Genomic DNA, 18,339 nt, shown 5'->3' with positions numbered 1-18,339 from the left:
TTAGTTGTAAGCCTAAGCTGAGGGGGTTCGAAATCTTTGATTTCGAATTATTTTGAATTCTGTCATATTTATATGACAGAGGCAAAATAACGCTAGTACTTGTTGTACTGGTTTTTCCTTCAGTTTAAGTGGTCCATGTTTTCTAATGTACAGATTATTTATCCATACGATTAGCGTCGTAGATTTCTACAAACCCGCTTCGCGCGTTTGGAAATCCTGACTTTAATGACTTTACCCTAGATCAAACTCGTCGGCTTGCTGACAAAGTTTCTTTGAAACTTTGAAACGCCGCGACGTCTGACCTTCCATCAATTCATCTTTGATGAATTGGGATAGGTCATTATGGTGGAGGTAAAGAGATTCGAACTCTTGACCCCCTGCGTGCAAGGCAGGTGCTCTCCCAGCTGAGCTATACCCCCATATATTTAATATCAATGAATACGTAGTTTGTTTCTTTCGGTTGGGGAACAACGTATCGTTCCCCGTTCCGGTTACTGGTGTTTGTTCCTCTGCGATTATGGTAACTGTGGTAGTTACTTATTTAGAGGCGTAATTTGTCGTTGCTTTGCAACTGACAAATTATGGCAAATCGCTTCGCTAATTTGCCACCCACCAGGCCGGGCTTCCTTAGAAAGGAGGTGATCCAGCCGCACCTTCCGATACGGCTACCTTGTTACGACTTCACCCCAGTTACTGACCCTACCTTCGACTGCTGCGTCCATAAAGGTTCGCTCACAGGCTTCGGGTATTGCCAACTTCCATGGTGTGACGGGCGGTGTGTACAAGACCCGGGAACGCATTCACCGCAGCATTCTGATCTGCGATTACTAGCAACTCCAACTTCATGCACTCGAGTTGCAGAGTGCAATCCGAACTGGGACAGGCTTTTTGAGGTTCGCTTGACGTCACCGTCTCGCCGCCCTCTGTACCTGCCATTGTAGCACGTGTGTAGCCCAAGTCATATAGGGCATGATGATTTGACGTCATCCCCACCTTCCTCCGGTTTGTCACCGGCAGTATTGCTAGAGTCCCCAACTTAATGATGGTAACTAGCCATAGGGGTTGCGCTCGTTATGGGACTTAACCCAACATCTCACGACACGAGCTGACGACAACCATGCACCACCTGTATTACAGTTATCCGAAGATATAGTGTCTTATCTCTAAAACACGCCGTAATATGTCAAGACTTGGTAAGGTTCTTCGCGTTGCTTCGAATTAAACCACATGCTCCGCTGCTTGTGCGGGTCCCCGTCAATTCCTTTGAGTTTCACACTTGCGTGCGTACTCCCCAGGCGGAGTGTTTATTGCGTTAGCTGCGGCACCCAGATTTACTCCAGACACCTAACACTCATCGTTTACGGCGTGGACTACCAGGGTATCTAATCCTGTTTGCTACCCACGCTTTCGTACCTCAGCGTCAGATAATGGCCAGAAAGTCGCCTTCGCCACCGGTATTCCTCCTAATATCTGCGCATTTCACCGCTACACTAGGAATTCCACTTTCCCTTCCATCTCTCAAGTTAAACAGTTTTAAAAGCTTACTATAGTTGAGCTATAGCCTTTCACTTCTAACTTTTCTAACCGCCTACGTACCCTTTACGCCCAATGATTCCGGACAACGCTCGGTCCTTACGTATTACCGCGGCTGCTGGCACGTAATTAGCCGGACCTTATTCGTATAGTACTGTCATTTTCTTCCTATACAAAAGATTTTTACAACCCGAAGGCCTTCTAAATCACGCGGCGTCGCTGCATCAGGGTTGCCCCCATTGTGCAAAATTCCCCACTGCTGCCTCCCGTAGGAGTCTGGGCCGTGTCTCAGTCCCAATGTGGCCGTACACTCTCTCAAGCCGGCTACTGATCGTTGCCTTGGTGGGCTGTTATCTCACCAACTAGCTAATCAGACGCAAGTCCATCTTACACCGCTAACACTTTGATTAATGCTTCATGCGAAGTATTAATGTCATAGGGTATTATTCTCCGTTTCCAGAGGCTATCCCCTTGTGTAAGGCAGGTTACTCACGCGTTACTCACCCGTTCGCCACTAATCCATTCATTGTCATTCCGAAGAAGTCTAATGAGTTTCATCGTTCGACTTGCATGTGTTATGCACGCCGCCAGCGTTAATCCTGAGCCAGGATCAAACTCTCATGAAAAGTATTGTCCAGTATGTCGGACACCCTTCTACATATATAATGTAGGTTAAAGTTTAATTCATAAGAACTTACTGATTCAAGCTCTTCTCATTTACACTGATCTAAAATCAATGCGTGATTTATTTTAATCATCCTTATATTCAAAAGAATCAACTTGGATAAGTTGTCAATAACTTATTTAAAGTTTTTTGATAGGTTGATTATGTTTTGTTTTTACATAATCATTGATATTAAATTTCATTGTAGATAACGAGTCCTCAGGCTACGCCTTGCGGCAATTCCATTGAGGGTCCTCTTCTGGCCGGACGGGCCAGTTATCTGGTTCAATGTCGTTTATTTGTAACGACTTTAATAGTCTACTACTAAAAAATACTTTTGTCAAGACTTTTTAAAAATAATTTTAAAAAATCTTTTTTATCATCTTCATTTCTTAGAAGCGACTTATAAAAGTATACACCCTTTTATTTTGAATGTCAAATGTTTTTATCTTATTTTCTTTTTAATATATATTCTGCTGTCTTTATACCATCTATGGCTGATGAAACTATACCTCCTGCAAAGCCTGAACCTTCACCTATTACATATAAGTTTTCAACATCCTCTGCTTTATTTTCGCCATCTCTTAACATTTTTATTGGAGATGATGATCTTGTTTCCACTCCAGCTAGTATAGCATCATCATTATTGAAGCCTTTGATTTTCTTGCCCCAGTTTTCCACTGCTTCTATGATCATTGCTTCAATTTCTTCTGGATATAGACCCCTTAGATTGCTTTTTTGATAAAAACCTTCAATTGATGGTTTTATATGACCAAATTCTTCAGTAGCTTTATTATTTTTATAATCTACATATCGTTGAACAGGTACTTTTCCACTTCCTAGTTTATATGCCTTGGATTCTATTTCTCTTTGGAATCTCATTCCATCTAAAATATTTTTACCGTAAATTTCCTCTCCAACTGTGACTATTATTGCTGAGTTTGAATTTTCTCCATCTCTTGCATGATAGCTCATTCCGTTGACACAAAGTTCACCTTCTTCACTACTTGCATTTACTACATATCCACCTGGGCACATACAAAATGTATAGGCTGATAAGCCCTTTTCTCTATTATTATAGGAGAGATTGTATGAAGCAGCTGGCAAGGGATTATTATCTATATCAGTTTCTTTGCCATTATATTGGGCATCATTTATAGTTTTTCTCTTATGTTCAATTCTAAATCCAACGGCAAAGTTTTTGTTTTCCATTTTTATTTTATCTTTTAACATCTCAAAACTATCTCTTGCTGAGTGTCCAAGGGCTAGGACATAGGATCCACTTGTTAATTTCTCACCATTGATGGTTAAATCACTTACTTTCCCATCGTTTATACTTATATCGTCCATATGGTGGGAGAATAGAAACTCACCTCCATTGTTTATGACTTCTTTACGCATATTTACAATTACATCTCTTAACAAGTCTGTCCCTATGTGTGGCTTGGAGTCTATTAGTATATCATCTGGTGCTCCATGTTTGTGAAAGGTTTCAAGAACTAATCTAACCCTTGGGTCTTTGGATCTTGCTGTAAGTTTTCCATCGGAATATGTTCCTGCCCCGCCTTCTCCAAATTGGATATTACTTTCTGGATTGAGTTTGCCAGTTTTTTTGAAATTTTCGATAGTTTTTATCCTATCTTCTATTGGCTCACCTCGTTCGATTACTTTTACCTTTACTCCGTTTTGAGCTAAGATGTAAGCGCAGAATAATCCAGCTGGTCCAGATCCTACTATTGCAACTTCTTTTGGTGGATTGTTAATTTCTATAGAAAAATCTTTATAGGCGAAGCTTTCAGCTCCCTTTATCTTCTTAATTTCCTTTTCTGACAAATCTATATTTACTAAAACTTGGTAGTTAAACTTTATTCTCTTGCGAGAATCAATAGATTTTCTAAAAATTTCATATTCAAAATCTTTGCGTCTGATTAGTTTTGCAATTTTTGCCCTAAGCTTATCTTTGTTGTCAGATTCTAGAATAATATTTCTAATTATTATCATAATTCCTCACTAAAAAAGACCCCTAGAGGTCTTATATTTCAAATTGATTTTTGATTATCATCAAGTTATGCCTTATCTCATCGCTTAAATCATCGAAAGTTAGCAATTCTTCAATATCTTCCTTTGCCTTATTAATATTTCCTATGACTAAGTTAATTTGTATTTTATTATAGGAAAGCCTTGGATCTGATGGATATTTGCCTAAGCCTTCTTCTATAATATTTAAAGCCTCGTATGGTTTTTCCCTTAAGTATAGGGAGACTCCGTAGTCGTTGTAAACTTCTCTAAAATCTGCACCTGCATCAAGGGCATTTTCGAAAGCCATAATAGAATTGTCGTATTGGCCGATATTTTGGTAGGCAACTCCCAGATAATAATATGCATCAGCACGTTTCTTGTTTGAAAGAAGCCCAGTTAATTTTTTGATTGCATCATCATACCTAGATTTGCCAATAAAATAAAGAGCTTCTTCAATTTCTGCATTGTCATTTATTTCTGTAAGCTTATCCCTTATTTCATCCATGGCTTCTGGTGAATCAGTTTTTTGCAAGGCATTGTTATAATAGCTTCTTGCCTTGATATATTCTCCCAAGTTCTTGTAAATATTGCCTAGTTCATAGTAAGCTATAGCAAAGTTTTGATCTCTAGAGATTATATCTTGCAAGATTTTAAGACTTTCTTTTACAAATCGATCTGCATTTTCTTCTTCTAAATCAAAAGCAATAGTCCATAAATATCTGGCGTATAGATACGAATTGTAATTATCTTCTGGATTTAGAATATATCCACCCCTCAAAAACAAAAGGGACTTATCTCTATCATCACTTGCTAAGGCCTTGCTTGCAGTGTATTTAGAAATGTCTGGAATGTACTTGTTTAAAATAACCTTGTACTCGTCAGCATGGATAAAATCAGGATCAACGCCTATGTTTATAATCATTCCATCCAAGAATTTTTCTAAGGAAATTTCTTCTTGCATCTGACCTGTCATAATACCAGTTTTCATATCGTCGATATATACTGGCAAATCTAGATCTTTTAATAGTTGATTGGAAGAAGTTTCCTTTAAGTTTAGATATGCCAAATTTTCTGTATATTTTCGAAAATAATTATTCATATTAATATCTCATAAACTTTCTTTGGCGGTATGGGTGATCGTTTAAGTATTTGAATAGATGTCCCCTAACCAGATAAAATAATAGCTCAAAAACTGCATATATCAAAATGTATCCAGCCTTTGTAAGTCCTAGGCTTAGTCCGTAGGTGAAGTTATAAGTGAAATAAACTCCAATAATTATGAATATTAAAGATAGGATGCCATAGGTTATAACATTGTCACAAACAAATTTTGCTGATGATTTTATTGCATCAAATCCTGACTTGCCATTTATATACACTTCTTCTACCATTGCCGACATAAAAAATTCAAATGCTACCATTGTTATCAAATAGCCCGCAAAGTTCATGCCTCTTTGGATAATTGATAATACCATGCTTATAAGATAATAGTAGAAGACTGTACTTAATATTGGCTGAAAAAAATTACCTAGGGAGTTTCCTATAGATTTTTTGCCAGGATTGCCATAAACTACAAGACTTCTCAAGGATTGTGCTACAAAGCAAAGAAGGGCAGCATCAATAAAGTAATTGATTAGCCCCCCTGCCATAGTTCTTGAAAACATCCCTGTCATTTTATAATTCTGGTAAAAGGCTCTAGCTAATATAACTATAAATGCTATATATACTTTGTCTAACTTGGCAAAGCTTTCTTTAAAAGCCTTGCCAGTTACTTCAATAAAGTCCTTTAGCCTATCATTCATTACATTTTCTCAACAGTTTTGATTCCAAGTAATGCTAGTCCTTCTTTGATAACAATAGAAGCAGCATATGTTAGAGCAAGTCTTTCGTTTTTAACATCTTCATCTTCTACCATGATTTGGTGAGCATTGTAGAATTTGTTGAAGTTCTTGGCTATTTCCATGATTTGTCTAGAAACGATTGATGGTTCATATTTGTCGTGTGCTTTTATTAATGAATCTTCAAAGCCAGCTATTGATTTAATAAGAGCCATTTCTTCTGGAGTGTTTAAGTTCTTGAAGTCAAGTTCTGCAAATTCTTCTTTGCCTGCTTTAGCAAGTACAGATTTTGCACGAGCGTAGGTGTATTGTACGTATGGGCCTGTTTCACCGTTGAAGTTTAGTAGGTTATCCCAGTTAAATACATAGTCTTTGATTCTGTTGTTGTATAGCTCTTGGAACTTAACAGCACCAATACCAACAATTTGAGCTGTTTCGTCGATATTTTCTATATCAGCATCACGGTCAGCCATGATTTCTTTTGTCTTTTCAATTGCCTTGTTTAGTACGTCTTCTAGAAAGATAACGTGACCACGTCTTGTTGATAGCGTCTTATCTTTCATAGATACAAGGCCAAAAGGAATGTGGATACAATCTTCCCAATAATCGTGACCCATCTTCTTTAAGATTTTTCTTAATTGTTGGAAATGTAGGTTTTGTTGGCTTGCTACGACGTATAAGTTTTTGTAGTAGCCATATTCAATATCACGGTTTTCTGCTGTAGCAATATCTCTTGTGATATAAGCACTTGACCCATTTGATTTTAGGATGATTGCTGGTGGAAGGTCTTCATCTGTAAGGTCAATGATTTGAGCTCCCTCAGAATCAACTAATAAGTTTTTCTCTTTTAGTTCTGATATTACACGTGGTTCTGCAGCAGCGTTGTAGCTTTCACCGTGGTAGTTATCAAATTCGATATCAAGCATTGCATATACTCTATCAAATTCTTTAAGTGAAAGGTCTTTAAACCATTGCCACAATTCTACAGCTTCTTCTTGGCCTTCTTCAAGATTTCTAAATTCTTGTCTAGCTGCATCCATCATCTTTGGATCATCTTCGGCTTCTGTATTATATCTTACATATAGTTTTAATAATTCATTGATTGGGTCAGCATCTATAGCTTTTTTGTCTCCCCAAAGTTTGTAAGCTGCAATCATTACACCAAATTGTGTACCATAGTCACCTATATAGTTGATGCCTATTGTGTTGTAGCCCAAAGCTTTGTAGATGTTTCTGATAGCATCACCGATTACAGTTGATCTTATGTGACCAATGTGGAATGGTTTTGCAATATTTGGAGCAGAGAAGTCTATGGTTACATTTTTTCCTGTACCAATTTGTTTTTTACCATAGTTTTCTTTTTCTTTTAGTACTTCATTTAATACTTGGTTTTGGATAAATGCTTTGTCTGAATAGAAGTTTATATAAGCATTTAGTGTTTCAACTTTTTCAAATGTTTCAAGCTCGCCAATTTGATCTTTTAGTTCGCTTGCTATTTGAGCTGGGTTTTGTCTTTTAATTTTTGCTAGTGAAAAGCATGGGAATGAATAGTCACCCATATCATCTTGTGGTGGAATTTCTATTAGGTCATAGATTTCGTCATATGATAGTCCAAGGTCTAATTCTTCTAGTTTTTTAGCAATAATTACTTTTTGATCTTTCATAAATTCTCCTTATATTAACTTAGGCTTACGATGGTTACACCAAAACCACCCTCTTTGTCATTACCAGTTCTAAATGATCCAATCATTTTATTAGATTCAAGATATTCTGTGATACCCTTCCTAAGTGCTCCAGTCCCCATGCCGTGGATAATCTTTACTTCATCAAGGCCTGTAAGCATGGCATCATCTAGATATTTGTCTACTTTTAAGAGAGCCTCATCTAGCCTTTGGCCTCTTAAATCAAGGGTTGGTGAAAAACTCGCTACTTTCTTTGCATTATACACTTTGTTGATATTTTTTCTAGTTTCATCGACACTTGCAATCTTTGTTACATTTTTGATATTTGAATCCATTTTTAGTATACCCATTTGGACTTTGATATCGCCTTTTTGATCTGGTGCAGATATAACTTCTGCTTCTTCGCCAAGACCCGCTATGATTACCTTATCTCCAATTTTTAGGTCATCTGGTATATCTTTGGATTTTTTGACTTTTAGTCCGTCTTTTTGTCTATCAATCTTGTTTTTCTTGTATCTATTTCTAATGTTGTTTAAGGATCTATCGATGTCACTTGTATTGGCATTTTTGGATTTTTTGGCCTCTTTTAGCATTTCTTGAGATTCACTGTTAGCCTTTTCTAGAATTTCATTGGCCTTATCTTCAGCTTCTCTTATAATTTTTTGGCGTTCTTTCTCAACTTCTTTGGATTTGGCTTCTAGTTCTCTTTTTATCTTTTCTATTTCTCTCTTATAGCTATCGATTTCGACGTTTTTATCTTCAAGAACTTTCCTATCTTCTTCGATCTGTTCTAAAATCTTATTTACATTTCTCGTATCTTCTCCTAGAAGACTTTGGGCGTTGTCGAGTATTGTTTGGTCAAGACCAAGTCTTTTTGAAATTTCGAAAGCATTTGACTTTCCCGGTGTACCAATCTCTAGTCTGTAGGTTGGAGAAAGAGTGTTTACATCAAATTCTACTGATGCATTCATCACGCCCTCTGTGTCTACAGCATAGTATTTTAGTTCACTGTAGTGAGTTGTGGCAAAGGTCATTACCCTTCTTTTTCTAAGGTTATCTAGTATTGATATAGCTAGGGCTGCACCTTCTGTAGGGTCAGTACCAGATCCAACCTCATCTAGTAATACCAAAGACTTATCGCTTGCTTTGGATAAAATATCTACTACATTAGTAAGAGAAGCAGAGAAAGTAGACAAGCTCATTTCGATGGATTGGGTATCGCCAATATCTACATATATATCATCAAATACATTTACTATAGACCCTTCTTCTGCTGGAATATAAAGTCCACTTTGGGCCATAAGACTGATAAGTCCAACAGTTTTAAGTGATACAGTCTTACCACCTGTGTTGGGTCCTGTAATTATAAGAGTTAGGTAGTCGCCTCCTATTGAGACATCAATAGGTACAACCTTTCCCTTCAATAATGGGTGGCGGGCTTGTTTTAGACTCATTATTTTCTCATCTGTAATCTTTGGTAATGAGTGTTCTTTGTTAATGGCATATTTAGCCTTGGCAGCCAAGAAGTCTATGCGGCCCATTATTTGTTGATTTGCTAAAATCTCCACGTCAAAGGCTTCTGTAAGCCTTGATAGCCTATCCAAGATTCTTCTAATTTCTTCTTCTTCCTTTAATTCCAAGTCCCTAAACTGGTTGTTAAGTTCAACTATGGCAGCTGGTTCAACAAAAATAGTATTGCCACTTGAGGACTTGTCGTGGATGATGCCACCTATAGCTGACTTCTTATTAGTTCTTACAGGAACAACATATCTACCATCTCTTACAGAAACTACCTTGTCTTGAAGGACGTCATCAAATTTGGAATTTGTCACATAGGAATTAAGTTTCGCCTTGATTTCTTGTTCTTTACGAGCCTTTTGCCTGCGGATATTTCTTAGGGTCCCTGATGCATTGTCAGCTATTTCATCCTCACTAATGATTGATCTTTCAATCTCTTTTCTTAAAAAGTCGTCGGTATTAATCCTATCAAATAGGTCTTTTATATAAGGCTCTGATATGCCTTTACCGTATTCTTTGAGATATTCACAAGCTCTAAGTAAGTCATTGACTTGCAAGAGCTCGTAGGCTTCTAGGATACCCTTTTTCCTAACATAGGAAATCATATCTGTAAAATCATAGAGGCCAAATAAGTCAATATTGCCAAATCTCTTGATAACTCCAAACATCTGTGATGTATGATCTAGCTCTTCTCTTATATCGTCAATATCAGTCATAGGAGTTAAATTTAAAATTTTATTTTTAATCAGCATTGAGCGTGCTTCTTTAGATAAGGCTTCTAAAATTTTCCTATACTCTAGGACTTCTAAAGTTCTTTCTTGCATTAAATAACTCCCTTCTCGTATCTTTGGGATATCTTCATTGTATTTTTTATGTCATCATCTTCCATAACAGAATAAAGCAGTGAGACCTGATTGGTAAATTTACTAATATCGACTATACTGGCTTCTTCTGGATAAATCTTAGAATATGAGCCGTAGCGGATAACTTTCATCTCGTTACCATCAAAGGACTTCATACTCGCGTTGTTAAAGGAACAAGTCTTGCATCCTTTTAAGCCACATTTTTTAATAACAGAAAATGGACAATGTCTCATATTCATAAGCTCTATCCTGCCATAGGCTAGGGCTTCCACTTGTAAGTCTTGTTTATTTATAGTTGCAAAATCACTTTCTACCGACGATGTGATACTTTCTGCAAAGTCAGCGTAGAAATCATAGGCATAGGAATTGAAAACATTGAGATATCTGCCTATCCTAATTTTTATATCATTGTTTTTGAAATCATCTATAAAATATAAATCCCTATAATTATTTAAAATCACACCATGAATTTTATTTTCTTTAATATAACTTAAAAGCTTTTCAATATCATAATCATCGTGTGAGTCAAGGTTAAGGTATAAGTTAAGTCCAGCATATTTTTTATCAAAGGATCTTATATAAACATTGTCAAAATCATCTAGCAATTCTCTTGATATATGGTTAGTCAAAAGCTCTATATTTTTCTCTGCTTTTATATTATCTCTTGTCTTATGTTCTGGCAGAGTGATTTCGAAAGCTTCCCTATGATAATCCTTTAGTATCTCTTGGCAAAGTAAGCTAATAGCCTCGCGGCGGCATTGGTTTATGTCCTTTTTTCTAAGGAAAATCCCATCTTCTATATCAACTTCAATCAAGCTTGGCTCAAAAATTTCATCATTAAACTTGGATAAATTGTCTCTGACGTCTGCTTCAGTTATAGAAATTTTGCTAGCTTTTTCAGCTTTTACATTGTGAATGTAAGTTGCTGTGTGCTTGCCATGGACTATTGTAAGCTTTGGATAATCGTCAATTTTTGCCTCAAAATGCAATTTTACATCTAGATTTTTGTATCTTGTTAGTCCTTCTTCTAAGTCTTGATTTAAGGAAGTAGAATTTAGCATAAGAACATTAGAATTAATTTTGCCATCCTTATATTTATCTAGGAAAATTTTCTCTCCAGCCTTGTAGGCTCTGGTTGTAGTAAATGGTAATTTCTTGCCCATATCAGTTGTGATTTCTAGATTATCTCCAAGATTAAGATTAGAATTGCTGACGAAGTATTTTTTACCTTTTTCACTTGCAATCTTTCCGACAGACCTATGCTTATTGTCATCTTTCAAAACTATATAGTCTCTATTTTGTCCAAAAATGAAACCATCAGTGTAGCCTCTATTTGATGAGTCTAGTAAATCATTTTTATTGTAATTATCCTCATAAATCTTGGACCTGTAGTTAGAAACAGCAGTATATACGTATTCTGCTGTCTTCATACGACCCTCGATTTTGATGCAGTCTACGCCAATTTCTAGAAGCTCGTCTATATTGTCTATGGCATTTAGATCTTTCATATTGAGAAAATAGTCATCGGCAAGGACTTTGCCATTTGAAATGAGCTGGTATTTTTGCCTGCAAGGTCCAGCACACCTGCCCCTATTTGCAGATCTGCCACCAAAATATGAACTCATCAAACATTCGCCAGAATAGGACACACACAAGGATCCGTGGACAAAAACTTCTAGTTCGCAAGGAAGTTTGGCGATTTTTCTAATCTCTTCTATTGGAGTTTCTCTGGCTATGACAATTCTATCAAAACCAAGAGATGCCAAATATTTTGCCCCATAGTATTCCCTAACAGCCATCTGGGTTGATGCATGAAGCTCCATGCCAGGAACTTTATCTTTTATGATAGAGAAAAATCCTATATCTTGGATAATTAGCCCGTCAGTTCCGTATTCATAAAGTTTTTCCACATAGGAAATAGCCTTTGCCATTTCACTATCTTTTATGAGAGTATTCATGGTTATAAATACCCTCTTTCCAAAGAGGTGGACTAGGTCAATCACTTCTTTGATATTTTCAATAGTGAAATTTTCGGCATAGGCTCTTGCACCAAATTCATCAAGACTTAGATAAAAGCTATCAGCACCAGCAGCAAGGCCTGCATAAAGCATGTCGAAGTTACCAACAGGTGCTAGGATTTCAGTTTTTGTCATTAAAGTTTTTCCTTAAAATTATCATTCTCTGCTTTTAAGCTGATAACTTCTTCTTGGAGTTTTTTTACTTCATTTCTAAGTTTTTCTATGGTTTTTGTGGACTCTTCGTTGTTTTTAACTTTTCTATAAAGGCTGGCATTTTCTTCTTCAAGATTTTTGTTTTGCTCAACTTTTTCATCAAGCCTATTTCTCAAATCTTCATTTTCTTCTATAGCTTTTTTATAATTTTCGCTAAGGCTTGGGTAGTTTTCTACTGCCTCTCTTGAATCTTCCTTTAAGTTATTGTATTTATTGCCCACATTGAACAAGTCATTGGCTATGTTTAAACTAGTAAGAACTAATTCTCTGTCAAAGCTTAAACGTTGTGATTTTACTTCACTGATTTTCTTTTCTACGTATTTTGCAATATCTCTGATTTGATCTTCATCTTCATCTGTCAGAAGTGTGTAGTTTACACCGTCAATTTCAACTTGAACTTTATTTTCAGACATTTATACTCCTAACCACGTAAAATAATATTATTTTCTTCTAGTTCCTTCAAAATATTTTTTTCTATCTCGGACATATCTTCTTCTTTGAGGGTTCTATCATCAGATCTGAAGCTTACATTGTATGAGATTGATTTCTTGTCATCTGCAATCTGATCGCCTGTGTATACGTCAAATAGTTCGATTTCTTTGACCAAATCTTCTCCCTTACTTCTAATTATATCTTCAATAAATTTGGATTCTACATCCCTGTCAGTAACAAAGGAATAGTCGCGTGTGATAGCTGGATATTTTGGAAGAGGCTTATATTTTCTTTCTACTTGTCTTTGGTCAAGGATTTGAGAAAGATTTATTTCTAGTATTTGGCATCCCTTTTTGATACTATATTCATCCCTAATTTCATAGGAGATTTCACCAATCATACCGATTTCATCATCTTTTAGGTAGATATCTGCAGACCTTCCCTGGTGAAGAATTGGGTTTGTTTCATTTGACACAAAGCTAAATCCTCTTAAGCCAACATTTGCCATAGCCTTGATAAAGAAATCCTTCATATCATAAAAATCATATGAACCATAAAGCGCCATTGTTAATGTGTCATCTTCTCTAGGGAGCTTATCATCACATTTGACAAATGCCTTTCCAAGTTCAAATAGTCTAAGGTCTTTTTGGCCACGATTGATATTTTTATAGATTACATCCAGCATATTTGGTATTTGACTAGTTCTCATAACTGAGAAGTCTTCACCAAGTGGGTTGATAAGATTGATGGTATCGCGAAGTTTAGAATCTTTTTCTATGCCCATCCTGTCAAATTCTTTTGGTGAGATGAAAGAATAAGTAGTAATCTCAGAAAATTTTTGACCAACTAAGGCATTCTTCAAATCATCGCGCAATAATCTCGCCTTTGATCTGATGCCCCTTTGTAGGGTTGATTTTAGTGGTTTTGATTCAATCTTGCCCATACCATAAAGTCTTACAACTTCTTCAATGAGGTCTGCTTCTATGTCTATGTCAGTTCTAAAGAAAGGAACTTTTGCCTTAATTGTATTATCGTCAATTTTTATGGCTTCAAATTCTAGAAGCTCGAGGTTTTCTATAGCTTCATCCATGGTGAAGTCCACTCCGCTTAGGGCATTTAATCTTGAAATCCTGAGATTTACATACTTTTCTTCGCTATTATCATTGCCTACCCAGCGAAGTCCCTTGGCAACTTTACCAATGTTTAAGTCAGAGATAAGTTTTAGGGCTCTTTTTGATGCAAAGTCAGCCATGTCAACAGCTATGCCTTTTTCAAAACGGTTTGATGCCTCACTTCTAAGGCCTAGTTTTTTGGAAGTTTCCCTAACTGTTGTTGAATCAAAGTTAGCAGCTTCTAGCAAGATGTTTTTAGTATCATTTGTTACTTCAGTGTCGAAACCACCCATAACTCCTGCAAGGCCAACAGCCTTTTCTCCGTCAGCTATTACAAGCATAGATGGATCAAGTTCTCTTTCTTCGCCATCAATGGTCTTTAGGATTTCGCCTTCTTTTGCATCTCTTACTATAAGTTCTTTGCCAGAAACTTTGTCCAAGTCATAAGCGTGAAGTGGTTGACCTGTTTCTAGCATTACAAAATTTGTAATGTCTACTATGTTATTAATAGGACGCATACCAGCAAGGATAAGGTAGTTTTGTAACCATTGAGGTGATTTGTCGATTTTTACATCTGTCACAGCTCTTAGGATAAATTTGTTGCACTTATCAGAATCTAGAGTCAATCCTTTTGTCAATTCAATGATGTTTTCTTCACTTTCTGGATAATCTACAGAAGGAAGACTGATTTTTTGACCAAAACTTGCAGCACTTTCCCTTGCCATACCTATGATAGAAAGACAATCTGGTCTGTTTGGTGTGATTTCATATTCTATAACTGGAGTATTTGATTTTAGTACTTCGCTTACAGGAGTTCCTGGTTCAAATTCTCCATTTAGGATAATAACTCCATCTTTTAGTTCCTTTGGAATAACATTGTCTGGATAGCCTAGCTCGCTATAGGAAGTGAGCATACCCTCTGAATTTATACCAAAAAAGTCATGGTCGCCAATTTCTGTTCCATTATCAAGCTTTGTTCCACTTGTTATGACAAATAGATAGTCTCCAACCTTGGTGTTTGGTGCAGCTGTGATAATTGTAGTTGGCTCATCTTTGCCTATGTCAATTTTTAATACTTTGAGTCTGTCAGCATTTGGGTGTTTTTCTTGTTCTAGGACATGGCCTACAACAACTCCCTTTAGGTCACTTGTTCTTATAGTAACTTCTTCTACGTGAGATCCAGTTTCTGAAAGTCTATCTGTAATAGTTTTTATATCTTTGTCGATTTTTACATAATCATTTTGCCAAATTAAAGGTACTAACATTATATCTCCTAAAATTGTTCGATAAATCTTTTGTCATTGTCATAAAGTAAGCGGATATCATCAAGGCCATATCTAACCATGGCAATTCTATCAACTCCAAGTCCAAAGGCAAAGCCGGTGTATTTTTCGCTGTCTATGCCACAAGCTTCTAGTACATTTGGATGAACCATACCTCCGCCAAGAAGTTCCATAGACCAACCTGTATTACCACAAGCAGGACAACCCTCTCCATGACATATTGGACAAGTTGCATCTACTTCGAGTGATGGCTCTGTAAATGGGAAGTGGTGAGGACGATATCTAAGTTCTATATCATCGCCAAACATTTCCTTGATAAAAGTCTCAAGGGTTGCCTTAAGATTTGCCATAGACACATTTTCATCTACAACCAAGCATTCCAATTGGTGGAACATTGGTGAGTGGGTTCTGTCTACTTCATCGTTTCTAAAAACCCTACCTGCTGAAACCATCTTGATAGGAAGTTTGCCCTCATTCATCACGCGAATTTGTACTGATGAAGTGTGTGGGCGTAGCAAAATGTCATCTGTAATGTAGAAAGTATCAGATGTTGACCTTGCTGGATGGTCTGCTGGTGAGTTTAGGTCATCAAATACGTTTTTGACTGTGTCAATTTCTGGACCATCTACAACTTCAAAGCCCATATTTTGAAAGATTGTTTCCAAATCATCTAGAGTTTGGTTGATTAGTGATAGGTGGCCACTATCGTGCCTATCAAAGTTGGCTGTCACATCAAGTTTTTCTTTTTTAATTTTTTCCTTAAGGATTTCTTTGTTAAGGGCTTCAGTTTTTTGTCCAAGTGCCTCTTCAATCTTTTTGCTGTTTTCATTTATTAGCTTACCAGCCATTGGTTTTTCTTCTTTTGGCAACTTAGAAATATTTTTCTTTAGGTCTGTAATAAGGCCCTTTTTGCCAAGATATTTAACCCTTGCCTTTTCCAAATCATCTAGGCTACTTGCAGCTTCGATTTCTCCTTTTGCTTTTGCCAGTATGTCATTAAGTTTTGCTTCCATCATCTTCTCCTAAATTTTTGCATAAAAAAATTCCATCCTAAAAAGGACAGAAATTCTGCGGTACCACCTTAATTGATTTTATAAAAATAAAATCCACTCATAAGCTTATAACGGGGCTTAGCCGTATCAATTTTCATATCAAGCTTCATCGGTGAATTATCTAGCCGGAACTTAAAAGGCTCTCATCATCCCCTCTTGCTGTATAAGAATAGCTAAACTTTTGTCGATTCACAAGCTAAGTTTATTCATAATAATGCTAGCTGCAATAGCTGCATTTAGTGATTCAATCTGACCTTTCATAGGGATTTTGACAAATGTATCTGTCAAAGATCTAATATCCTTTGACAAACCATTGGCTTCATTTCCTATGGCTAGTATCAAATTGCCATCAATATCACATTCATTAATATCATACCCACTCATGTCGGCAGATACCATCTCATAATTTTCTTTTAGTTTTTTTACTTGATCTAGATTTTTCTTTATAATATTCAATCTAAATATAGAGCCCATAGAGGCTCGCAAAGTTTTTTCATTGTATATGTCACAAGTTTTGGGCATAAGGATAATGTCATAAAAACCAAAGGCTTCAGCAGACCTTATGATTGTTCCCATGTTTCCAGGGTCATTTATCTGGTCTAAGAGTAAGACCCTACTAGCCGAAACTTCCTTATAAGCTGGCTTTGTTACAACAGCTCCGAAGCCATCGCTTGTAACCATACCAGTGACTTTATCAAAAAGTTCCCTCGTTAGAATTATCTTTGGCAAATCACATTGGAAATCTTTGTTTTCTTCGCTTAAAAAAATAAAATCAATATCAGCAGAAGAGATAGCCTCTTCTACCAATTTTTTTGATTCTACTATAAAGGAATTTTCCTTATCCCTAAACTTTTTTTGTTTAAGTTTATTTATATATTTATATTTTTGATTATCACTACTAGTTATAATCATCTATATTGTTAATTAAGCGTTTTGATTAGCTAGTTCTACTAATTTTGTGAATTCAGCTGGGTTTTCTACTGCAATTTCAGCAAGCATTTTTCTGTTGATATCGATGTTTGCTTTTTTAAGGTTACCCATAAATTGTGAGTAGCTTGTTCCGTTTGCTCTAGCTGCAGCGTTGATTCTTGCAATCCAAAGTTTTCTGAAATCTCTTTTTCTGTGTTTACGTCCAATGTAAGCATAGTTTAGTGATTTCATTACAGCTTGGTTGGCTGTTCTATATAGAGTGTGTTTTGAACCGTAGTATCCTTTAGCTTGTCTTAATACTTTTTTATGTCTTTTTTTAGCGTTTAATCCTCTTTTTACTCTTGCCATTTTTCCTTACCTTCCTTTGAGATTACATTCCTAATAATTCTTTTGTTCTCTTGTTGTCAGCTTTTGAAAGTACAGCACCTTTTCTTAGTCTTCTCTTTCTTGCTGGAGATTTCTTTGCTGTTAAGTGGCCTTTATAAGCTTTTCTTCTCATAAGTTTACCACTTCCTGTAACTTTAAATCTTTTTGCAGCTGCTCTTCTTGTTTTATTTTTATTTGCCATATATTACTCCTTATCTGTATTTGGTTCTAAAAACATTACTAGAGATCTACCTTCCATTTTTGGCTTTTTGTAAACCACACCGGCATCGCCAAGCATTTGGGTAAATTTGTCCATCAGCTCATAGCCAGGCTCTTTGCGTCCTAGTTCACGGCCTCTAAATCTAATAGAAACTTTTACTTTATCCCCGTTGTTTAAGAATTTGATAGATTGATTTGCCTTTGTTTGCAAGTCATTATCTTCAATATTTAAAGAAAATCTAGTCTCTTTTAGTTGAGCATTTTTTTGATTTTTTCTATTTTCTTTTTCTTTTTTCTCTTGATCATATTTGAACTTTCCGTAGTCCATGATTCTAGTAACTGGTGGTTTTGCATTTGGACTCATTAGTACAAGGTCAAGTCTTTTCTCATCAGCACGGTCTAGGGCGTCACGAAGAGATGTAATACCTACTTGGTTACCATTTTCATCGATTAATCTTACCTGGTCAGCTCTAATTTCATCATTTATTCTTAAATCTTTTATAGTTATACCTCCAATGTATAATTGCATAAAAAAAGCGGGCACAAAGTACCCGTTTAAATTTTAAAAATATAATTTTAAAACTATTAACCTACAAA

At 36.2% G+C, this 18,339-nt stretch carries 13 protein-coding genes, 1 tRNA gene, 1 rRNA gene and 1 other annotated feature (1 of these 16 running past the window's edge); all 15 genes read right to left on the bottom strand.

What is annotated here, in order from left to right; genetic code table 11:
- Nucleotides 1-343: 343 nt before the first annotated feature.
- A tRNA-Ala gene (locus tag QNH69_RS05110) sits at nucleotides 344-419 on the bottom strand.
- Between the two features lie 212 nt (nucleotides 420-631).
- Nucleotides 632-2,159: ribosomal RNA gene (locus tag QNH69_RS05105) — 16S ribosomal RNA — on the bottom strand.
- 488 nt (nucleotides 2,160-2,647) lie between these two features.
- The gene (locus tag QNH69_RS05100) at nucleotides 2,648-4,198 is read right to left on the bottom strand and encodes an FAD-dependent protein (RefSeq protein WP_282929494.1); all 1,551 of its coding nucleotides are present in this window, start codon (nucleotides 4,196-4,198) and stop codon (nucleotides 2,648-2,650) included.
- A 31-nt stretch (nucleotides 4,199-4,229) separates the two neighbouring features.
- Entirely contained in the window at nucleotides 4,230-5,315 is a 1,086-nt protein-coding gene (locus QNH69_RS05095) for a tetratricopeptide repeat protein (RefSeq protein WP_282929493.1), read from the bottom strand.
- 1 nt (nucleotide 5,316) lies between these two features.
- A complete protein-coding gene (locus QNH69_RS05090) occupies nucleotides 5,317-6,018 on the bottom strand; it encodes a hypothetical protein (RefSeq protein WP_282929492.1) in 702 nt (233 codons plus the stop codon).
- Nucleotides 6,018-7,718, bottom strand: a complete 1,701-nt coding sequence (argS, locus tag QNH69_RS05085) for an arginine--tRNA ligase (RefSeq protein ID WP_282929491.1) — start codon at nucleotides 7,716-7,718, stop codon at nucleotides 6,018-6,020. The genes QNH69_RS05090 and argS overlap by 1 nt, the downstream gene beginning before the upstream one ends.
- A 14-nt stretch (nucleotides 7,719-7,732) precedes the next feature.
- Nucleotides 7,733-10,078 (bottom strand): endonuclease MutS2, encoded by a 2,346-nt coding sequence (locus QNH69_RS05080; protein ID WP_282929490.1) that lies wholly within the window; start codon nucleotides 10,076-10,078, stop codon nucleotides 7,733-7,735.
- Nucleotides 10,078-12,270 carry a U32 family peptidase gene (locus tag QNH69_RS05075; protein WP_282929489.1) on the bottom strand — a complete coding sequence of 731 codons (2,193 nt, stop codon included), beginning with the start codon at nucleotides 12,268-12,270 and terminating at the stop codon, nucleotides 10,078-10,080. The genes QNH69_RS05080 and QNH69_RS05075 overlap by 1 nt, the downstream gene beginning before the upstream one ends.
- Nucleotides 12,270-12,761: a cell division protein ZapA gene (gene zapA, locus QNH69_RS05070; RefSeq protein WP_282929488.1), complete on the bottom strand. Its 492-nt coding sequence runs from the start codon at nucleotides 12,759-12,761 to the stop codon at nucleotides 12,270-12,272. The genes QNH69_RS05075 and zapA overlap by 1 nt, the downstream gene beginning before the upstream one ends.
- 8 nt (nucleotides 12,762-12,769) lie before the next feature.
- Entirely contained in the window at nucleotides 12,770-15,157 is a 2,388-nt protein-coding gene (gene pheT, locus QNH69_RS05065; RefSeq protein WP_282929487.1) for a phenylalanine--tRNA ligase subunit beta, read from the bottom strand.
- An 8-nt stretch (nucleotides 15,158-15,165) separates the two neighbouring features.
- Nucleotides 15,166-16,188 (bottom strand): phenylalanine--tRNA ligase subunit alpha, encoded by a 1,023-nt coding sequence (gene pheS, locus QNH69_RS05060; protein WP_282929486.1) that lies wholly within the window; start codon nucleotides 16,186-16,188, stop codon nucleotides 15,166-15,168.
- A gap of 228 nt (nucleotides 16,189-16,416) precedes the next feature.
- Complete coding sequence (locus tag QNH69_RS05055; protein WP_282929485.1) at nucleotides 16,417-17,139, bottom strand: RNA methyltransferase; 723 nt, start codon at nucleotides 17,137-17,139, stop codon at nucleotides 16,417-16,419.
- A 12-nt stretch (nucleotides 17,140-17,151) separates the two neighbouring features.
- Nucleotides 17,152-17,505, bottom strand: coding sequence for a 50S ribosomal protein L20 (rplT, locus tag QNH69_RS05050; RefSeq protein WP_282929484.1), 354 nt, complete (start codon nucleotides 17,503-17,505; stop codon nucleotides 17,152-17,154).
- A 22-nt stretch (nucleotides 17,506-17,527) separates the two neighbouring features.
- Nucleotides 17,528-17,725 carry a 50S ribosomal protein L35 gene (gene rpmI, locus QNH69_RS05045; protein WP_044565627.1) on the bottom strand — a complete coding sequence of 66 codons (198 nt, stop codon included), beginning with the start codon at nucleotides 17,723-17,725 and terminating at the stop codon, nucleotides 17,528-17,530.
- 3 nt (nucleotides 17,726-17,728) lie between these two features.
- The gene (gene infC / locus QNH69_RS05040) at nucleotides 17,729-18,271 is read right to left on the bottom strand and encodes a translation initiation factor IF-3 (protein WP_282929483.1); all 543 of its coding nucleotides are present in this window, start codon (nucleotides 18,269-18,271) and stop codon (nucleotides 17,729-17,731) included.
- Nucleotides 18,265-18,339: a sequence feature (ribosomal protein L20 leader region), on the bottom strand (it continues 43 nt past the right edge of the window). (Overlaps the previous gene by 7 nt.)

Origin of the sequence: Anaerococcus sp. Marseille-Q7828 (assembly GCF_949769285.1) — a bacterium.
GTDB lineage: Bacteria > Bacillota > Clostridia > Tissierellales > Peptoniphilaceae > Anaerococcus.
The sequence above is the reverse complement of the archived record's forward strand: the minus strand, read 5'-3'. Positions and strand labels throughout refer to the sequence as shown.

What these genes read in the sequence shown, in the direction of transcription:
- QNH69_RS05080 (WP_282929490.1), bottom strand. Translation starts at nt 10,078, where the DNA reads ATGCAAGAAAGAACTTTAGAAGTCCTAGAGTATAGGAAAATTTTAGAA.
- pheS (WP_282929486.1), bottom strand. Translation starts at nt 16,188, where the DNA reads ATGGAAGCAAAACTTAATGACATACTGGCAAAAGCAAAAGGAGAAATC.
- QNH69_RS05055 (WP_282929485.1), bottom strand. Translation starts at nt 17,139, where the DNA reads ATGATTATAACTAGTAGTGATAATCAAAAATATAAATATATAAATAAA.
- zapA (WP_282929488.1), bottom strand. Translation starts at nt 12,761, where the DNA reads ATGTCTGAAAATAAAGTTCAAGTTGAAATTGACGGTGTAAACTACACA.
- rplT (WP_282929484.1), bottom strand. Translation starts at nt 17,505, where the DNA reads ATGGCAAGAGTAAAAAGAGGATTAAACGCTAAAAAAAGACATAAAAAA.
- infC (WP_282929483.1), bottom strand. Translation starts at nt 18,271, where the DNA reads ATGCAATTATACATTGGAGGTATAACTATAAAAGATTTAAGAATAAAT.
- QNH69_RS05095 (WP_282929493.1), bottom strand. Translation starts at nt 5,315, where the DNA reads ATGAATAATTATTTTCGAAAATATACAGAAAATTTGGCATATCTAAAC.
- QNH69_RS05075 (WP_282929489.1), bottom strand. Translation starts at nt 12,270, where the DNA reads ATGACAAAAACTGAAATCCTAGCACCTGTTGGTAACTTCGACATGCTT.
- rpmI (WP_044565627.1), bottom strand. Translation starts at nt 17,725, where the DNA reads ATGGCAAATAAAAATAAAACAAGAAGAGCAGCTGCAAAAAGATTTAAA.
- pheT (WP_282929487.1), bottom strand. Translation starts at nt 15,157, where the DNA reads ATGTTAGTACCTTTAATTTGGCAAAATGATTATGTAAAAATCGACAAA.
- QNH69_RS05090 (WP_282929492.1), bottom strand. Translation starts at nt 6,018, where the DNA reads ATGAATGATAGGCTAAAGGACTTTATTGAAGTAACTGGCAAGGCTTTT.
- QNH69_RS05100 (WP_282929494.1), bottom strand. Translation starts at nt 4,198, where the DNA reads ATGATAATAATTAGAAATATTATTCTAGAATCTGACAACAAAGATAAG.
- argS (WP_282929491.1), bottom strand. Translation starts at nt 7,718, where the DNA reads ATGAAAGATCAAAAAGTAATTATTGCTAAAAAACTAGAAGAATTAGAC.